We start from the raw sequence: 17379 nt of genomic DNA, 5'->3' as shown, positions 1-17379 counted from the left end.
ACCGAGAGTGGCCTGCCGTTGTTACCGAGATATGACGCTGCCCGCTTGCAACGAGCGCCTGGCAAAAGCCCTTTGGCTCGCCTAAGGTGAAAAGCCGTTCCGCCGCCGCAGGAAGGATGTCGATGATGCCCGCGCCCGCCGATGCTTCCGGCTGTGACCTGGCAGGCCGCTACGCCGCGGTGCGCGCCCGCAGCCTCGCCCTGGCCGAGGGGCTGTCCGATGCGGATGCCACGGTCCAATCCATGGACGATGCCAGTCCGGCCAAGTGGCACCTGGCTCACACCACCTGGTTCTTCGAGGAATTCATCCTGGCCGGCGCGGCCCCTGCCTACCGCGGCTACGACGCCCGCTACCGCTACCTGTTCAACTCCTACTACGACAGCGTCGGCGCCCGCCATCCGCGCCCCCGGCGGGGACTGCTGACCCGGCCATCCCTGGACGAGGTGCAGGGCTACCGCGCCCATGTGGACAACGCCATGGCCCGCCTGCTGGCCGATCCAGTGCCGGACGCCCTCGCCCGGCGCGTCGTCCTCGGTCTGCACCACGAACAGCAGCACCAGGAATTGCTGCTCACCGACCTGCTGCACCTGTTCGCCCAGAACCCCCTGCATCCGGCCTACCGGGACGCCGCGCCGCCGTCCGCCCCCGCCACGGCGCCCGGCTCGCCTGCCTGGATTCCCTTCGACGGCGGCCGGCACTGGGTCGGCCACGATGGTGAGGGCTTTGCCTACGACTGCGAGGGGCCGCGCCACGAGGTGCTGCTGCGCCCCTTCCGCCTCGCTTCGCGCCCGGTGTGCAACGCCGAGTGGTGCGACTTCATCGCCGACGGTGGCTACCGCACTCCCACCCTGTGGCTTTCCGACGGCTGGAAGACGGTCCAGACCGAGGGCTGGACCACCCCGCTCCACTGGAACGGCGAGCCTGCCCCCGGGGAGGCGCCCCGGGCCATGACCCTGGCCGGGCTGCAATCCTTGGACCCGGCCGCTCCGGTGGCCCACGTCAGCTTCTACGAGGCCGATGCCTACGCCCGTTGGGCAGGCAAGCGGCTGCCCAGCGAGTTCGAGTGGGAAGTGGCCGCCCAGGGCCTGCCTGAGGCCGCGCTGGAGGGGGCCAACCTGGCCGACCGGGGCACCCTGCGCCCCCTGGCGGCCCCCGACGCTGCCGGACCGGGGTTGGTCCAGATGTACGGCGACGTGTGGGAATGGACCGCCAGCCCCTTCGTCGCCTACCCGGGCTTCCGCCCTGCGGCTGGGGCCATCGGCGAATACAACGGCAAGTTCATGTGCAACCAGTTCGTGCTGCGCGGCGGCTCCTGCACCACCCCGGCCGGCCATCTGCGCGCCACCTATCGCAACTTCTTCTACCCCCACCAGCGCTGGCAGTTTGCCGGCCTGCGCCTGGCCGAGGACGCTTGATGAATACCACTGATTTGAACGCCACCGCCTCCCGGGGCCCCGCTGCCGGCGCCTTTGCCGCCGACGTGCTCGCCGGGCTGGCCCTGCCGCAAAAGCGCATCTCCAGCGCCTGGTTGTACGACCAGCGCGGCTCCGAGCTGTTCGAGGAGATCACCCGGCTGCCCGAGTACTACCCGACCCGCACCGAGATCGGCATTCTCGAAGCCCACGCCCGAGACATGGCCCGCCCGGTGGGGGCGGCCGCCGTGGTGGTGGAGATCGGCAGCGGTTCCAGCCGCAAGACGCCGTTGCTGCTGCGCGCCCTGGCCGAACCCCATGCCTACGTGCCTCTCGACCTGGCCGAGGAGTTCCTGCTGGACTCGGCCCGGGCCCTGGCCCTGGAATTTTCCGGCCTGCACATCGTGCCCCTGGTAGCCGACTTCACCCTGCCCTTCGACCTGCCCGACGACCTGCAAGCGCCGGAACGGCCCCGCCTGGGCTTCTTCCCCGGCTCCACCATCGGCAACCTGTCGCCCTTCGGCGTGGTCGCCTTCCTGCGCCTGATGGCGGCGGCCCTGGGGGACGGTGCCCGCATGCTGATCGGCACCGACTGCACCCGGGACCCGGCGGTGCTGCTGCCCGCCTACGACGACGCCCAGGGCGTCACCGCCGCCTTCAACCTCAACCTTCTGGTGCGCATCAACCGGGAACTGGGGGCCGACTTCGACGTAGACGGCTTTGCCCACCAGGCGCGCTACCGGGCCGACCTGGGCCGCATCGAGATGCACCTGGTCAGCCGCCGGACCCAGCGGGTGCAGCTGTGCGGACGGCGCTTCGACTTCACGCCGGGCGAGACGATCCACACCGAGAATTCCCACAAGTATTGCCGCGGCGATTTCCAGGCCCTGGCCCACGCCGCCGGCTGGCTGGCCGAGGACTGCTGGAGCGACGGGCAGGAGCGCTTCTGCGTGCATCGTCTGCGCCTGGCGCCGGGAGCGCGCCGGGGAACAACGCACTGACGGAGTGGCTCTGAAGAGCCGCGCCCCATAAGGGTTTCCTGGCAGCATGCCCGTAGCGCCAGCATTGGCGCCCCTCTCCAGGCAGGCTTTGCGTAGCGCAAGCACTGGCGCGGGTTTCCGGGCTACCCCAAACGGCAACGGCCCGGGCAAGGCCGGGCCGTCGTGGAATGGGAACGTATACCGCCGGGCAACCCGGGATCAGTTCTCCGAATCGCGGAAGCCGCCCTGGGCCAGGTTGCCGAAGCGGGTGTATTCGCCCTGCCAGGCCAGGCGCACGGTGCCGGTAGGACCGTTACGCTGCTTGCCGATGATCACCTCGGCGATGCCCTTGTCCGGGGTGTCTTGCTTGTAATATTCCTCGCGGTACATCATCAGGATCACGTCGGCATCCTGTTCGATGGCGCCGGATTCGCGCAAGTCGGACATCATCGGGCGCTTGTCGGTGCGCTCTTCCACCTTACGAGAGAGCTGGGAGAGCGCGATGATCGGCACTTCCAGCTCCTTGGCCAGGGACTTGATCGAGCGGGAGATTTCCGACACTTCGTTGGCCCGGTTGTCGGCCGGCCGGGCCGAGGACATGAGCTGGATGTAGTCGATCACGATCAGGCCGAGCTTGCCGTACTGGCGGTGCAGGCGGCGCGCCCGGGCGCGCAGGTCGATGGGGTTGAGGCCGCCGGTCTCGTCGATGTACAGCGGCGCCTCGTGCATCTTGCCCAGGGCGAAGGTGAACTTGCCCCACTCGTCGTCGGTGATGCGGCCGGTGCGCAGCCGGTGCGAATCGAGGCGGCCCACCGAGGCCAGCATACGCTGGGCCAGTTGGGCGCCACCCATTTCCATGGAGAACACCCCCACCGGCAGACGCTCTTCCACGGCCACGTGCTCGGCGATGTTCAGGGCGAAGGCAGTCTTGCCCATGGAGGGACGGCCGGCGACGATGATCAGGTCGCCGGGCTGGAGGCCCGAGGTCTTGTTGTCTAGATCGAGGAAGCCTGAGGGCACCCCGGTGATCTCGGAAGGGTTCTCCCGGTCGTGCAGTTCCTCGATGCGGGTCACCACCTGGTTGAGCAGGGGGTTGATGTGCACGAAGCCCTGCTGGTGGCGGTTGCCGGCCTCGGCGATGGCGAACACCTTGGCCTCGGCCTCGTCGAGCAGGGTCTTGGCGTCCTTGCCCATGGTGTTGAGGGCCGAGGTAGAGATTTCATCGCCCACGCTCACCAGCTTGCGCAGCACCGCCCGCTCCCGGACGATTTCGGCATAGCGGCCGATGTTGGCGGCGGACGGGGTGTTGGCCGCCAGCTCCCCCAGGTAGGCCAGGCCGCCGGTCTGCTCGGACTCGCCCGCCGCTTCGATCAATTCGAACACCGTCACCACGTCGGCCGGCTTTGCCTTTTCCATCAGGCCGGCGATGTGGCGGAAGATGCGGCGGTGCTCGTCCCGGTAGAAGTCGCTCTCGTTCACCTTGTCCGCGATCTTGTCCCAGGCCTGGTTGTCGAGCAGCAGGCCGCCCAGCAGCGACTGTTCCGCCTCCATGGAGTGGGGCGGCACGCGCAGTTGGGCGAGGGCCGGATCGATGGACTGAGAGACGTCGGACTTGCGTTTGAAGGTGCGGGTGGGGCTGTTCACAGCGGCGGCCAGAATTCGGTGGAAAGAGTAACGAGGGGGCGATTTTACCCTGCCGGTCGGCGGGGCCGGCGGCATTTTGCTCAGGCGGCCACAAAGCAAAATGCCGCCCAGCTTGCGCTGGACGGCATTCGTGCCGAAGCAGTTTGCCGGGTGCCGCGGCACCCGAACCGGCTTAGTGCTCGCCGAGCACGGAGACGGTGACCTGCACCACCACGTCGGTGTGCAGGGCGACGTCCACCGGGAAGTCGCCGATGGTCTTGAGGGCGCCTTCCGGCATCCGCACCATCAGCTTTTCCACGGCGAAGCCCTGGGCTTGCAGGCCTTCGGCCACGTCGTGGTTGGTGACGGAACCGAACAGGCGGCCGTCGACGCCGGCCTTGCGGGAGATCTGGACCATCAGGCCGGCGAGCTTTTCGCCCACGGCTTGAGCGGCAGCCAGCTTCTCGGCGGCGGCCTTTTCCAGCTCGGCGCGCTTGGCTTCGAACTGGGCCAGGGCGTCCGGGGTGGCGCGGCGGGCAACGCCGTTGGGGATCAGGTAGTTACGGGCATAGCCGTCCTTGACCTTGACCACGTCGCCCAGGTTGCCGAGGTTCACGACCTTTTCGAGCAGAATGATTTGCATGTTTCGTTCTCCCGATCAGGCGTGGTTGTCGGTGTAGGGCATCAGGGCCAGGAAGCGGGCGCGCTTGATGGCGAGCGACAGCTGGCGCTGGTAGCCGGCCTTGGTGCCGGTCAGGCGGGCGGGCATGATCTTGGCGTTTTCGGCGATGAAGTCCTTCAGCACTTCAACGTCCTTGTAGTCGATCTGTTCGACTTTCTCGGCGGTGAAGCGGCAGAACTTGCGACGCTTGAACAGGCCGCCGCGCTGGGGGCGCTTCTTGTTCTTGTCGTCGTTACGCTTGCCAAAGGGTCTGGGCATTTTCGTTTCCTTCCAAAAATTCGATCGTGATCACATGCAGGACGGGTTGTCGGCTGTTGCGGCTGCGGGCGGCGAGAAATCCGGTAATCCGGAGGTTCTGCCCGGGCTGGGCGGCGTTCAGTAGTTTCGCCGTCTCGCCCAGGGCCACCACGCCGAGTTCGCATTCCACCTTGCGTTTCAGCCCGGCCTCGATCTGTTCCGAGGCGTGGGTGACGCGTCCTTCGACCACTGGCACCCCGGCCGGGGTGTAACGCAGCGCTTTCTTTTCGGAAAGGCTGCCGGCGAACACTATTCGGTTGGCCGCAGCGGTGTCAGGCGGGGAAGCCGTGTCCGACAATGATCCTGCTTGAATGCGTTAGGCAGCCGGCTGGGCGGCTTCGGCGGGGGCAGCGCCCTCGGCCTTTTCGCCGTTCAGCAGGTTCTTGGACTTCTCTTCCTTCATCATGGGAGAAGGAGCGATGATCGCGTGCTTCATCTTCACGACGAGGTGGCGCAGCACGGCGTCGTTGAACTTGAAGGCGTGTTCGAGTTCGGCCAGGGTCTCGCCATTGCACTCGATGTTCATGAGCACGTAGTGGGCTTTGTGGACCTTCTGGATCGGGTAGGCCATCTGGCGGCGGCCCCAGTCTTCCAGGCGGTGCAGCGTGCCGTTCTGGGAGGTCACGAGCGACTTGTAGCGCTCGATCATCGCCGGGACCTGTTCGGACTGGTCCGGATGGACGATGAAAACGATTTCGTAATGGCGCATGAATTCTCCTTGTGGATCGAAGCCCGCCGCCATGCGTGTACGGTCGGGCAAGGTGAGAAAGCAGGAAAGCCCGCGATTATAGCGGGCTTTCCCTTTGAAGATCAAGGCTGACCGGGTGTTTCGGTACCGGCCGCGAGGTGCGGCACCCTGCCCCGTCAGCCCAGGTTGGCGACGATGTAGCGCTTGATCGCGTCGGTATCGGCGTCCATCACCTCGACGCGCTGGGGCAGGTTCTCCAGCCCTTGCAGGCCCTCGGGCACCACCGGGGCACGGCCCAGGGCCTCCTCGATGGTCTCGGCGAACTTGGCCGGCTGGGCGGTTTCCAGCACCACCATGGGGATGCCGGCCTGGCGGTGTTGCCGGGCCACCTTGACGCCGTCGGCGGTGTGGGTGTCGATCATCACGCCATGCTTTTCCCACACGTCGCGGATGGTGGCCAGGCGGTCGGCGTGGCTGCTGGCGCCGGAGGCGAAGGCAAAGCCGGCCAGCTTGCCCATGTGCGGGGTGCCGTTCAGGTCGAAGGCGCCGCCCGCATCCACCTTGGCCCACAGGTCGCGCACCACGGCCGGGTCACGGCCCACCAGATCGAAGACGAAGCGCTCGAAGTTGGAAGCCTTGGAAATATCCATGGACGGGCTGGAAGTGACGAAGGTCTCGGCGGTCTTGCGCGGCCGGTAGACGCCGGTGCGGAAGAACTCGTCGAGCACGTTGTTCTCGTTGGTGGCCAGCACCAGCTTGGCGATGGGCAGGCCCATCTGGCGGGCGATGTGGCCGGCGCAGATGTTGCCGAAGTTGCCCGAGGGCACGCAGAACGCCACCTGCTCATCGTTGTTGGCGGTGACGGCGAAGTAACCCTTGAAGTAATAGACGATCTGGGCGGCGACCCGGGCCCAGTTGATCGAGTTGACCGCGCCGATCTTGTACTGGGCCTTGAAGGCGGCGTCGTTGGAGACGGCCTTCACGATGTCCTGGGCGTCGTCGAACATGCCGCGCACGGCGATGTTGAAGATGTTGGCGTCCTGGAGCGAGTACATCTGGGCGCGCTGGAAGGCACTCATCTTGCCGTGGGGCGAGAGCATGAACACCTTGACGCCGTGCTTGCCGCGCATGGCGTATTCGGCGGCAGAACCGGTGTCGCCGGAGGTGGCGCCGAGGATGTTGATCGCCTCGCCGCGCTTGTCCAGCACGTACTCGAACAGGTTGCCGAGCAACTGCATGGCCATGTCCTTGAAGGCCAGGGTCGGGCCGTTGGACAGTTCCTGCAGGTAGAAGCCCTCTTCCAGCTTGGTCAGCGGGGTGATCTCGGCCGCCGCGCCGCCGTTGCGGGTGTAGCAGTAGACGTCGGCGGTGTAGGTCTTGCGGCAGATGGCCTTGAGGTCGTCCGCCGGAATGTCGGTGACGAACTTGGAGAGGATGGCGAAGGCCAGGTCGGCGTAGGACAGCTGGCGCCAGGCATCCAGCTCGGCCCGGGTGACCCGGGGCGCCTCTTCCGGCAGGTACAGGCCGCCGTCCGGCGCCAGGCCGCCCAGGAGGATGTCGCAGAAGGAAGGCTCGGCGGCCTGGCCGCGGGTGGAAAGGTAACGCATCGGGAAAGTGCGGGCGTGAAAGATGAAACCGGTGATTTTAGCATGGCGCCGCCATGCCGCCCGGCCCTCGCTTGCCCCCCGCCGAGGCCGCTTCTACAGTGAATGGGTCATGGTTTTTTTCCTCCTTCGCCATGAGCGCCCCCTACAATCAAGCCTCGTTGCTGCACATCCACCGGGTCGGCGATTACTGCGCCCTCCTCGACATGCTTGGCGTGGGCGCCCTGCTGGTCGATCCGGCGGATGGCCGCCTCCTCCACGCCAACGGCACCGGCCTGGCCATCCTGGGCCGGTCGGCGGCCGAATTGATGTGGCCCCTGCCGGCGCCGGAATGGGCCCTGTTCGACGCCCAAGGGAATCCCCTGCCCGCCGAACGCAATCCGCTGGAAATCGTGCGCACCACGGGCCAGGCCACGGACGAAGAGTTCGCTCGCCTGGGCCCCGGGGAAATGGGCCGCTGGGTCCGCATCCGCGCCCTGCCGGTGCAAAGCCATGCCGGAGGGCTGGGCGGCATCCTGGTGGGACTGGTGGACATGTCGGTGGCCGACGTTTCGGCCCTTCTGGCCGAACGCATCCTCAATGGCGAGATTGCCCGGGCGCGGCGCTACGGCGGCGAATTTTGCCTGGGATTGCTGCGGCTGGAGACGTCGGATTCGCCCCTCGCCGCCAACGACCCGGGCACGGCCCCGGATGACGTGGCGCGGCGTTTGCGTGCGGAGCTACGCGGCGCGGACACGATGGCCTCCTGGGGCGACAATACTTTTCTGGTCCTGATGCCAGAACAGGCTCTCCAGGCCGGCAGCGGCAGCCTGGAACGGCTGCGCCGCAGCGCGGCGGCCCTGCCGGCCGAGAACGGGGCGATGGTTCTCACCGGCGGCATCACTGCGTTCTGGCCTGCCGATACCCGCGAAACGGTTCTGGCCCGGGCCGGCGACGCCCTGGAACAGGCCCGCCAGGCCGGCGGCAACAGAATTTGCGCCTGCTGATCCGGAAAACGGCGCAGCGCTGCCGGTCGGCAGCACGGGGTCAGGGCAGTTCCTCCACCTTCAGCCACAGGGTGCCGCCGCTGCTGGCCGCGCGGCTGCTCACCGTCCCATTGATCCGCCCCTGGGCGTTGCTTTCCTGAACACTGCCGCCCAGGGCGATCCATTCCCCGAGCCGGCCGGATACGGTGGTGCTCAGACGCTCGGCCTGGACGCTGCCCGGCCCGTAACTGCCGGGCCGACTGGCCTGGGGGCTGATGTCCAGGGTCACCCGGTCCCCCGCCAGGCGCGGCACGGCGTAAAAGCCCTGACCCAGGTCCTGCCAGACCACGCTCTGGGACACCACCGCGCCGCCCGGGCCGGCCACCACCTGAGTGAGCGGCAGGGGCACGGACTGGCCCGCCTGGATGAAGGCCTGCCCGCCTTCCACCACCTGCACCGTTTGCAAACTGCGCTCGCTGCGCCGCCCTTCCCCAGCCACCACCCCGGCGGTGACGCGGGACGCGCTACTGGCGGCACCCAGGCTGACGCTGGCCCCCTCAGCCAAGCGACGGGGCTCGCGGATCTTCACGGTGCCGTCGCCGAGCACCACCGTACCCGACACACCGGCCTCCTGACGCGCCTCGCTGTCCTGACGGTCGCGGCTGACATGGATCACCAAGCGGCGCAGGGGCCGGTCCAGGCTGGCCAGGAGGCGCTTGATCTCCTCCCGGTTGGCCCGGGAGGCCCGCAGGATGAGTTGGTTATTGGCGCCCTGGAGCACGCCGCCGGGTTCGACGAAGGGGCGCAACTGGGGCACCACCTCTTCGGGCAAACGGTGGCGGAGGGGAATGATCTCCACCTCCTGGGCCGACGCCGGCAGGGCGAGCGACCAGGCAACAGCCAAGGCAAGCAGGAAAACGGTCAGGCGACCCATGGGAACTCCGGCAGGCGGGCAGATGAAAGCGCCGGCCCCCTGGCCGGCATTCAGCCTATCTTGGCCCGCCGGACCGACCGGGACAAGTGCCGGCGGCGCGGGAAGCACCCGCCATCCCTGCCCTGCCCCACACCCGCCACCGTGCCGCTCAAGCCAGCTGAGAACTCTCCGTCGTGTCTGCCGCTCCGGCCCAGGGCAGCTCCAGGCAGGCCGACAGGCCGCCTTCGGGGCGGTTGCGCAGGACCAGGTCGCCGCCTTGCTGGCGAGCCGTTTCCCGGGCGATGGAAAGGCCCAGCCCGACGCCGCCGGTGGCCCGGCTGCGGGACGATTCGACGCGGAAGAATGGCTCGAACACCTGCTCCAGCAACGCCTCGGGAATGCCTGGGCCGTCATCCTGGATTTCGATGCGCACCTTGTCGCCGGCCTCGCCGAGCAGCACCCGGGCCTGGCCGCCGTAGCGGATGGCGTTCTCCAGCAGGTTGGCCAGGCAGCGGCGCAGGGCCACCGGCTGGGCCTCCACCGGACCGGCCTCGCCGCTGACGCTGGCCGGCTTGCCCTGCTCCTGCAGGTCGTCCACCAGGGAATGGACCAGGGCCGTGACGTTGAGGCGTACCGGCGGCTCGCGCCGGGCGTCGTCGCGCAGGGTTTGCAGGGTGGCGTCGAGCATGGCGGCCATTTCCGTCATGTCGTGGCGCAGCTGGATTCGCAGGTCCGCGTCGGCGATGCGCTCGGCGCGCAGCTGCATGCGGGTCAGGGGGGTGCGCAGGTCGTGGGAGACCGCCGCCAGGAAACGGTTGCGCTCCGCCACCTGGCGGCGGATGCGCTGCTGCATGCGGTTGAAGGCGTCCGCCGACTGGCGCGCCTCCAGGGTGCCTTCCAGCGGCAGGGGTGGGCTTTCCAGGTTTTCCGCCAGGCGCGTGGCCGCCTCGCCCAGGCGCTGGATCGGCCGGGCCAGGGTGCGGGCGCCGAACCAGGCCCCCAGGGCCAGGGCGCCGATCTGGGCCAGCACCCCCAGCCAGTAGCCCAGGTGGTGAATCGGCGGAAAGCCCGGCCGGGGCGGATGGCGGGCCGGAGGCTCGCGTCGCTCATGGGGCTGGAGCGTATCCGGCGGTGGAGCGTCCGGGCGGCCCGGCATCACCGGGGGCGGCCCGGGAACGCCGGCCAGGGGCGGCGGCTCCGGCGGACCTACAGGCGCCGGCCGGAACTGGTCGAACACGGAGAAGACCAGCAGCGAGAGCAGGATGTGGCTGATCAGGATGCCCGCCAGAAGAACGGCGAACAGCTGGCCGAACAGGGTCTGGGGCAGCCAGCGGCGGGCGGCCAGGCGGGCCCAGACCCGGCGGATCACCGGGTTTCCCCGACACCGCTGACGGCGCTGGCGAACAGGTAGCCTTCGCCACGCACGGTCATGATCAGGCGCGGGTCCCGGGGGTCCTCGCCGAGCTTCTGGCGCAGCCGGGAGACGAGCAGGTCGATGCTGCGGTCGAAGGCTTCCATGGTCCGTCCCCGAGCGGCGTCGAGCAGCTGGTCCCGGGACAGGACCCGCTTCGGCCGTTCGAGAAAGACCCAGAGCAGGCGAAATTCGGCATTGGACAGCGGCACCACCTCGCCGCCGGGGGACACCAGCTGGCGCAGCACCCGGTGCAGCCGCCAGCCGGAAAAGCCGATTTCCTCGCCGCCGCCCTCCCCGACCGCTTCGGCCAGCCCCTTGGCGGCGGCGCCTTCGGGCGCAACCCGGCGCAGCACGGTGCGGATGCGGGCCACCAGTTCCCGGGGCTCGAAGGGCTTCACCACGTAGTCGTCGGCCCCCAGTTCAAGGCCGACGATGCGGTCGCTGGCCTCGCCCCGGGCGGTGAGCATCACCACCGGCAGGCGCGAGGTGTCGCGCAACTGGCGGCACAGGCTAAGGCCGTCCTCCCCGGGCAGCATGACGTCGAGCACCACCAGATCGAAGTCGTGCTCCGCCAGGGCCTCCCGCATCGCCGGACCATCGCCCACGCCGAGGGGGTCCAGGTTGAACTGGGCCAGGTAGGCACAGAGCAGTTCACGAATCTGCTCGTCGTCGTCCACGATCAGGATACGGGCGGGGCTGGACATGGGCGTCCTCAACGGGCGGCGGGAGCCGAAGTGGCAGGTGCAGCAGGTGCAGCCGGGGCGCCGTCGCCGGGACGGCGGGAACCGCGCTGTCCATGGCCACGCTCGGGGCCGCCCTTGCGGTCGAGCCGCTCGGCCATGAAGGTCTGGACCTGGCGCTTCTGGCCCGCGTCCAGGCTGTCATAGACCGCCAGCCACTGGTCGCGCAGGTCGCGCATGCGCTGCTGGGCTGCGGCCATCTCGTCGTCGTGGCGCTTGGCCAGGGCGTGCAGGTCGGCATCGCCCGCCGCCAGGGATTTCTTCAGTTCGGCGCGGCGCGCGTGCATTTCCTCGTGCCGCTTGCGGCCTTCTTCCCGGGCCGTCTTGGCGGCGGCATCGGCCTTGGCCCAGAGGGCTTCCTGCTGGGGCGTCAGCTTGAGCTGATCGTGCAGCTTGGCGAACGGCGCCGCAAAAGGCGGCATGCCGTGATCGCCGTCGTGGGGCATGGCACCGGCGGCGGCACTGAGGGCCAGGGCACCGATGGAAATGGCCAGGATGAGGGGACGGAGTGAGGTTTTCATGGGCGGCTCCTTGCGGAAACGGGTCAGGAGCCTGCAGGTTAAGGGCGAGACGTATCCCGCCCATATCCGAGTTGTATCGGTTTGTTACCTGTCCTCAGCCACTCAGCCATCGAGCAGATGTGGCAGGGCCAGGTATTCCTGGGAGCGCATTTCGGTAAGGCGGCTGACGGTACGGAAGAATTCGCCGGAATGGGTGCCGGCGGTGTAGACCTGCTCCGGCTCGCACGCGGCGGTGGCCACCAGCTTGACCCGGTGGTCGTAGAGCACGTCCACCAGCCAGGTGAAACGCCGCGCCTCGTTGGCCTGGGCCGGGGTCAGGCGGGGAATGCCGGAGAGCAGCACGGTGTGGTAGGCCCGGGCCAGTTCCAGATAATCGTTCTGGGAACGGGGGCCGCCGCACAGGACCTCGAAGTCGAACCAGATGACGCCATTGGCGCGACGCCGGGTGGGAATCTCCCGGCCCAGCACCTCGATCGCCCCGCCCTTCTTGCCCGGCTCGCCGGCCAGGGACTTGAAGGCATCGGCCAGCCGCTCCTCGGCGTCGGCATCGGCGGGCACGTGGAAAATGTCCACCTGGGTCAGGGCGCGCAGCCGGTAGTCGATGCCGGCCTCGACTTCCAGCACGTCGAGCCTGTCCTTGAGCAGGTCGATGGTGGGCAGGAAGTTGGCGCGCTGTAGGCCGTTGGGATAGAGGTTGTCCGGCGGGTAGTTGGAGGTCATCACCAGCACCACGCCCCGGGAGAAGAGCCCGGTGAGCAGGCGCCCCAGGATCATGGCGTCGGCGATGTCGGATACGTGGAATTCGTCGAAGCACAACAGCCGGGTGGCGGCGGCGATGCGGGCCGCCACCTTTTCCAGCGGGTCGGCCTCGCCCTTGAGGGTCTCCAGCTCCCGGTGCACCTTCTGCATGAAGGCGTGGAAGTGGATACGGCGCTTGCGCTGGTAAGGCACGGACTCGAAGAAGCAGTCCATCAGGAAGCTTTTACCCCGACCCACGCCCCCCCAGAAATACACGCCCCGGGGCGCCGCCAGACGGGAATGGATCACCTTGCGCACCGCCGAGCGGCGCTTGGCCTTGAAGGTGAGCAGTTCGCTGTAAAGCTGTTGCAGGCGCTCGGCGGCGGCCCGCTGGGCCGGATCGGCGCTGTAGCCCTTGGTGGCGAGGAGCTGCTCGTAACGGTCGAGCATGCCCCGTTCGGAAACCTGAAGAATTCGATGCGGCATGGCGTGCATTAGGCGGTAACGGCCTGCGGCGGGCGGGCGGCGCCTCGCTTCTGCGGCGGCAGGCGAAAGGGTCGATTTTAGTCGAAGCGCCCCGTCAGGCCCAACCTGCCGTCACGTTCTGAACGTTCTGCGACTTGCCAACTCCCCGCCCGGAGTTCTATGCTGCACTGCAACACAACAACTACACCCGACCGATCAACTTCTGTCGCGGAGGCCCCAGCATGTCCCCCACCGTCCCTTTCGCCGCCACCGTCACCAGCCTGCAACAGCTTGCCGCCACGGGCACCCGCACCCTGGCCGCCGCCCTGGAATACAGCCACGACCGCTGGCAGCGCCACATCCTCACCCTCGACGCGCTGCGCGAACGGGGCAACCAGTACCTGGCCCACGCCCGTTCGGGCAAGCCGCCGGTGCTGGTATTCGACTACGACATCGTGATGGACGGGCGCACCCTGCCCCAGCCGGCCAACTACGCCCTGGCACGCATCCATCCCCCCGCCGACTGCCCGGCTACCGACCCGGCCAAGCGCCCCTTCGTCGTCATCGACCCCCGGGCCGGCCACGGGCCGGGGATCGGCGGCTTCAAGATCGACAGCGAGATCGGCATCGCCCTGCGCCAGGGGCACCCCTGCTACTTCGTGATGTTCTTCCCCACGCCGGAACCGGGGCAGACCATCGAATGCGTGGCCCGGGCCGAGATCGCCTTCCTGCAAAAAGTTAACGCCCTGCACCCGGATGCCGAAGGCAAGCCCTTCGTCATTGGCAACTGCCAGGGCGGCTGGGCCCTGATGATGCTTGCGGCAGCGGCGCCCAACCTGGTGGGGCCGATCCTGCTGGCCGGTTCTCCCGTCTCGTATTGGGCCGGGGTGCGCGGCAAGAACCCGATGCGCTATTCCGGCGGCCTGCTCGGCGGCACCTGGCTGGCCTCCCTGGCCGGCGACCTGGGCAACGGCCGCTTCGACGGCGCCTACCTGGTGAACAACTTCGAGCAGCTCAACCCGGCCAACACCTACTGGAGCAAGCTCTACAATCTGTTCGCCAAGGTGGATTCGGAGCGGGAGCGCTTCCTCGAATTCGAACGCTGGTGGGGCGGCCACTACCTGCTCAACAAGCAGGAGATGGAGTGGATCACCCAGAACCTGTTCGTCGGCAACCGGCTGAGCACCGGCCAGGTGGTCACCAGCGATGGCGGCACCCGTATCGATCTGCGCAACATCCGCTCGCCGATCATCGTCTTCGCCTCCTGGGGCGACAACATCACCCCGCCCCAACAGGCGCTCAACTGGATTCCCGACCTCTACGAGAGCGTGGACGACATCCGCCTCAACGAGCAGACCATCGTCTATTGCTTGCACGAGCAGATCGGGCATCTAGGCATCTTCGTGTCCGCCACCGTGGCGCGCAAGGAGACCGACAAGCTGGTGGGCACCCTGGAACTGATCGACACCCTGCCCCCGGGACTGTACGAGGCAATCATCGAGGATACCCACCCGGAAATGCCGGGCCGCGAATACGTCCAGGGCCGCTACCTGGTGCGCTTCGCCCCGCGCACCCTGGACGACATCCTGGCCCTGGACGACGGCCGGGACGACGAGGAAGCCTTCGAGGTGGTCAAGCGGGTCGCCGTGGCCAACCAGGGCCTCTACGACACCTTCGTCTCCCCGGTGGTGAAGAGCCTGAGCAACGAGATCACCGCCGAGGCCAGCCGCAATTTCAACCCGGCCCGGGCCGAGCGCTGGTGGTTCTCCGACGCCAACCCGCTGCTCTGGCCCCTGCGCCCCCTGGCCGGCCTGGTGCATCACCAGCGCCGCCCGGCAGCGGAGGACAACCCCTTCGTCGGCCTGGAAAAGCAGGTATCGGCCCAGATCGAGGTCGCCTGGGACGCTTACCGGGACAGCCGGGATTCGCTCCAGGAAAAACTCTTCCAGCTGATCTACGAATCGCCGATGCTGAAGGCCCTGGTGGGCATGGGCTCCTACGCCAGCCGCCGCCCGGAGCAGGCCCACAGCTGGATGGAAGAGGAATTCCGCCGCCTCAAGCGCCACGCCCTGGAGGGCTCCTTCGAGCACGGCACGCCCCTGGAAGGGCTGGTGCGGGCCATCCTGTTCACCAAGCCCGACCTGGGCGGCTTCGACGAGCGGCCCTTCAACCTGCTGCGCGAACGCATCCACGAAGCCGGCCTGCCCGAGCTCCCCACCCTCGCCAATCTCAAGGCGGCGGTGAAGCGCCAGGCCTTCCTGGTCCTGCTCGACGAGGAACGGGCCCTGGCCGCCCTGCCCGGCCTGCTGCCGACCCGGGCGGACCGCCAGCGCGCCCTGTCCACCGCCTACACTCTGGCCGAGGCCCGGGGCGACCTGGGCAGCGACCAGGGCAACACCTTCCTGCGCCGCCTGGCCCGCCTGGCGGAGGTGCTGAACGAGCCCGTTCCCCTCCCCCCGGCCAAATCAGCCAAGCCCCAGCCAGCCATTGCCGCCGCCGATGCCCCGTCTGCCCGGCAGCGCCCGGCCGCCCGGCGCACGGTGAGCACCGTGGCCGGCGATGGCGGTACCGTCCCCGCGGCGGCAAAACCTCAGGCAAAACCCAAAACCAGCGGCAACGGCCAGGCCGCTTCGGCCGGTAAAAAGGCTGTCCCCCGCCCGGCCAACCGGCGTAAAACCGCGGAAGGCTGATCCGGCCGGGGCTACGGACGGGAGGCGCAAGCCCCCCTCCCAAACGGACAACGGGCGAGTTCCCTAAGGAACCCGCCCGTTGTGCCTTGAGGCGCAAGACAGCCCCCGGCCTGGGCCGGGAGCCGGCCGTACTTAGAAGTGCAGCGGACGCTTGTCGCAGGCCAGGGCCGCTTCGTGCACCGCTTCCGACAGGGTCGGGTGGGCGTGACAGATGCGGGCCAGGTCTTCGGAGGCGGCGCCGAACTCCATGGCCACCACGCCTTCCGAGATCAGCTCGGAGGCGTTGGCACCGATGATGTGCACCCCCAGGATGCGATCGGTCTCGGCGCAGGCCAGCATCTTGACGAAGCCGGTGGGGTCGCCCATGCCCAGGGCCCGGCCGTTGGCCAGGAACGGGATCTTGCCGACCTTGTAGGCCACGCCTTCGGCCTTGAGCTGCTGCTCGGTCTTGCCGACCCAGGCGATTTCCGGGCTGGTGTAGATGACCCAGGGCACGGTGTCGAAGTTGCAGTGGCCGGCCTGACCCGCCATCAGCTCGGCGACCATCACGCCCTCTTCCATGGCCTTGTGGGCCAGCATCGGGCCGCGCACCACGTCGCCCACGGCCCAGATGCCGGCAACGCCGGTCTGGCAGTGGCCGTCCACCTGGACGAAGCCGCGCTCGTCGAGCTTAACGCCCACCTTGTCGGCGCTCAGGCCGTCGGTGTTGGGAACGCGGCCGACGGAGACGATCAGGCGGTCGGCATCGAGCTTCTGGGCCTTGCCGTCCTTGTCGGTGTAAGCGATGGACACGCCCTTCTTGGTCACCTTGACGTCGCCGATCTTGACGCCCAGGTTGATGTTCAGGCCCTGCTTGGTGAACACCTTGAGGGCTTCCTTGGCCACGTCCTGGTCGGCGGCGGCGAGGAAGTCGGGCATGGCTTCGAGGACGGTCACCTCGGAACCCAGGCGGCGCCACACGGAGCCCATTTCCAGGCCGATCACGCCGGCGCCGATGATGGCCAGCTTCTTCGGCACGCCGTCGATTTCCAGGGCGCCGATGTTGTCGCAGACGATCTTGTTGTCCACCGGGATGGTTGGCAGGTGGCGGGCCTTGGAGCCGGTAGCGATGATGACCTGCTTGGCCTCGACCACTTCGTCGCCCACCTTGACCTGCCAACCGGCTGCGCCCTGGCCGACGAAGCTGCCGTGGCCGTTGAGCTGGGTGACCTTGTTCTTCTTGAACAGGCCCTTGATGCCGGAGGTGAGTTGGGTCACCACCTGGGACTTGCGGCCCATCATCTTGGCCACGTCGATCTTCGGCGTGCCGACGGAGATGCCCTGATCGGCGAAGGAATGACCGGCTTCCTCGAACAGGTGGGAGGTGTGCAGCAGGGCCTTGGAGGGGATGCAGCCCACGTTCAGGCAGGTGCCGCCGAGGCGGGGCTCGCCCTTGGGGTCGGCGTAGGGATTGGATTCGCAGCAGGCCACGGAAAAGCCCAGCTGGGCGGCACGGATGGCAGCCACGTAGCCGCCGGGGCCGCCGCCGATGACGAGAACGTCGAATTGTTTGGACATGTGAGGTACCTCGTGATGCGCCGAGACCGCCGGCGCCCGGAGTCAGAGCTTGGTTTCTCTGGCCCGGGCCCCTGCGGTCTCTGCGTTGAT

Annotated in this window: 16 protein-coding genes; 4 read left to right on the top strand and 12 right to left on the bottom strand. The window is 68.1% G+C overall.

The window, feature by feature from the left end; genetic code table 11:
• Nucleotides 1-122: 122 nt before the first annotated feature.
• Both egtB and egtD read left to right on the top strand, forming a co-directional pair.
• Nucleotides 123-1415 (top strand): ergothioneine biosynthesis protein EgtB, encoded by a 1293-nt coding sequence (egtB, locus tag V7Z98_RS14760; protein WP_334158810.1) that lies wholly within the window; start codon nt 123-125, stop codon nt 1413-1415.
• On the top strand, nt 1415-2413 hold the full coding sequence (egtD, locus tag V7Z98_RS14755; protein WP_293262450.1) for an L-histidine N(alpha)-methyltransferase: 999 nt from the start codon (nt 1415-1417) through the stop codon (nt 2411-2413). The genes egtB and egtD overlap by 1 nt, the downstream gene beginning before the upstream one ends.
• A gap of 198 nt (nt 2414-2611) precedes the next feature.
• Here egtD and dnaB read toward each other — a convergent pair whose 3' ends face one another.
• The 6 genes from dnaB to thrC all read right to left on the bottom strand — a co-directional run bounded on the left by dnaB (nt 2612) and on the right by thrC (nt 7289).
• Nucleotides 2612-4036 carry a replicative DNA helicase gene (gene dnaB, locus V7Z98_RS14750; RefSeq protein ID WP_293262447.1) on the bottom strand — a complete coding sequence of 475 codons (1425 nt, stop codon included), beginning with the start codon at nt 4034-4036 and terminating at the stop codon, nt 2612-2614.
• A 172-nt stretch (nt 4037-4208) separates the two neighbouring features.
• A complete protein-coding gene (rplI, locus tag V7Z98_RS14745; protein ID WP_293262444.1) occupies nt 4209-4658 on the bottom strand; it encodes a 50S ribosomal protein L9 in 450 nt (149 codons plus the stop codon).
• Nucleotides 4659-4673: 15 nt separating this feature from the next.
• Nucleotides 4674-4955: a 30S ribosomal protein S18 gene (rpsR, locus tag V7Z98_RS14740; protein ID WP_293262441.1), complete on the bottom strand. Its 282-nt coding sequence runs from the start codon at nt 4953-4955 to the stop codon at nt 4674-4676.
• Nucleotides 4930-5244, bottom strand: coding sequence for a primosomal replication protein N (gene priB / locus V7Z98_RS14735; protein ID WP_293262439.1), 315 nt, complete (start codon nt 5242-5244; stop codon nt 4930-4932). Before priB ends, rpsR begins: the two co-directional genes overlap by 26 nt.
• A gap of 66 nt (nt 5245-5310) precedes the next feature.
• A complete protein-coding gene (gene rpsF / locus V7Z98_RS14730) occupies nt 5311-5703 on the bottom strand; it encodes a 30S ribosomal protein S6 (protein ID WP_293262436.1) in 393 nt (130 codons plus the stop codon).
• A 155-nt stretch (nt 5704-5858) separates the two neighbouring features.
• Nucleotides 5859-7289, bottom strand: a complete 1431-nt coding sequence (gene thrC, locus V7Z98_RS14725; RefSeq protein ID WP_334158807.1) for a threonine synthase — start codon at nt 7287-7289, stop codon at nt 5859-5861.
• 131 nt (nt 7290-7420) lie between these two features.
• Here thrC and V7Z98_RS14720 point away from each other — a divergent pair, with 131 nt between their 5' ends.
• Nucleotides 7421-8272, top strand: coding sequence for a diguanylate cyclase domain-containing protein (locus V7Z98_RS14720; RefSeq protein ID WP_293262430.1), 852 nt, complete (start codon nt 7421-7423; stop codon nt 8270-8272).
• 40 nt (nt 8273-8312) lie between these two features.
• On the opposite strand, the gene V7Z98_RS14715 is transcribed toward V7Z98_RS14720, so the two are convergent.
• From V7Z98_RS14715 to zapE, 5 genes are all read right to left on the bottom strand, one after another.
• Complete coding sequence (locus tag V7Z98_RS14715; RefSeq protein WP_334158805.1) at nt 8313-9185, bottom strand: secretin N-terminal domain-containing protein; 873 nt, start codon at nt 9183-9185, stop codon at nt 8313-8315.
• Between the two features lie 148 nt (nt 9186-9333).
• A complete protein-coding gene (locus V7Z98_RS14710) occupies nt 9334-10533 on the bottom strand; it encodes an ATP-binding protein (protein ID WP_334158804.1) in 1200 nt (399 codons plus the stop codon).
• On the bottom strand, nt 10530-11282 hold the full coding sequence (locus tag V7Z98_RS14705; protein WP_334158802.1) for a response regulator: 753 nt from the start codon (nt 11280-11282) through the stop codon (nt 10530-10532). The genes V7Z98_RS14710 and V7Z98_RS14705 overlap by 4 nt, the downstream gene beginning before the upstream one ends.
• An 8-nt stretch (nt 11283-11290) precedes the next feature.
• A complete protein-coding gene (locus V7Z98_RS14700; protein ID WP_334158801.1) occupies nt 11291-11839 on the bottom strand; it encodes a Spy/CpxP family protein refolding chaperone in 549 nt (182 codons plus the stop codon).
• Nucleotides 11840-11941: 102 nt separating this feature from the next.
• Nucleotides 11942-13063, bottom strand: coding sequence for a cell division protein ZapE (zapE, locus tag V7Z98_RS14695; RefSeq protein WP_293262415.1), 1122 nt, complete (start codon nt 13061-13063; stop codon nt 11942-11944).
• A gap of 221 nt (nt 13064-13284) precedes the next feature.
• Here zapE and V7Z98_RS14690 point away from each other — a divergent pair, with 221 nt between their 5' ends.
• Nucleotides 13285-15732, top strand: coding sequence for a DUF3141 domain-containing protein (locus tag V7Z98_RS14690; protein WP_334158800.1), 2448 nt, complete (start codon nt 13285-13287; stop codon nt 15730-15732).
• Between the two features lie 132 nt (nt 15733-15864).
• Here V7Z98_RS14690 and lpdA read toward each other — a convergent pair whose 3' ends face one another.
• On the bottom strand, nt 15865-17289 hold the full coding sequence (gene lpdA, locus V7Z98_RS14685) for a dihydrolipoyl dehydrogenase (RefSeq protein WP_334158799.1): 1425 nt from the start codon (nt 17287-17289) through the stop codon (nt 15865-15867).
• Nucleotides 17290-17379 lie beyond the last annotated feature (90 nt).

This window comes from Oryzomicrobium sp., from assembly GCF_036820405.1.
Classification (GTDB): Bacteria; Pseudomonadota; Gammaproteobacteria; order Burkholderiales; family Rhodocyclaceae; genus Oryzomicrobium.
The sequence above is the reverse complement of the archived record's forward strand: the minus strand, read 5'-3'. Positions and strand labels throughout refer to the sequence as shown.

What these genes read in the sequence shown, in the direction of transcription:
- thrC (WP_334158807.1), bottom strand. Translation starts at nt 7,289, where the DNA reads ATGCGTTACCTTTCCACCCGCGGCCAGGCCGCCGAGCCTTCCTTCTGC.
- V7Z98_RS14715 (WP_334158805.1), bottom strand. Translation starts at nt 9,185, where the DNA reads ATGGGTCGCCTGACCGTTTTCCTGCTTGCCTTGGCTGTTGCCTGGTCG.
- V7Z98_RS14720 (WP_293262430.1), top strand. Translation starts at nt 7,421, where the DNA reads ATGAGCGCCCCCTACAATCAAGCCTCGTTGCTGCACATCCACCGGGTC.
- egtD (WP_293262450.1), top strand. Translation starts at nt 1,415, where the DNA reads ATGAATACCACTGATTTGAACGCCACCGCCTCCCGGGGCCCCGCTGCC.
- V7Z98_RS14690 (WP_334158800.1), top strand. Translation starts at nt 13,285, where the DNA reads ATGTCCCCCACCGTCCCTTTCGCCGCCACCGTCACCAGCCTGCAACAG.
- V7Z98_RS14705 (WP_334158802.1), bottom strand. Translation starts at nt 11,282, where the DNA reads ATGTCCAGCCCCGCCCGTATCCTGATCGTGGACGACGACGAGCAGATT.
- rpsF (WP_293262436.1), bottom strand. Translation starts at nt 5,703, where the DNA reads ATGCGCCATTACGAAATCGTTTTCATCGTCCATCCGGACCAGTCCGAA.
- rpsR (WP_293262441.1), bottom strand. Translation starts at nt 4,955, where the DNA reads ATGCCCAGACCCTTTGGCAAGCGTAACGACGACAAGAACAAGAAGCGC.
- rplI (WP_293262444.1), bottom strand. Translation starts at nt 4,658, where the DNA reads ATGCAAATCATTCTGCTCGAAAAGGTCGTGAACCTCGGCAACCTGGGC.
- egtB (WP_334158810.1), top strand. Translation starts at nt 123, where the DNA reads ATGATGCCCGCGCCCGCCGATGCTTCCGGCTGTGACCTGGCAGGCCGC.
- zapE (WP_293262415.1), bottom strand. Translation starts at nt 13,063, where the DNA reads ATGCCGCATCGAATTCTTCAGGTTTCCGAACGGGGCATGCTCGACCGT.
- lpdA (WP_334158799.1), bottom strand. Translation starts at nt 17,289, where the DNA reads ATGTCCAAACAATTCGACGTTCTCGTCATCGGCGGCGGCCCCGGCGGC.
- V7Z98_RS14700 (WP_334158801.1), bottom strand. Translation starts at nt 11,839, where the DNA reads ATGAAAACCTCACTCCGTCCCCTCATCCTGGCCATTTCCATCGGTGCC.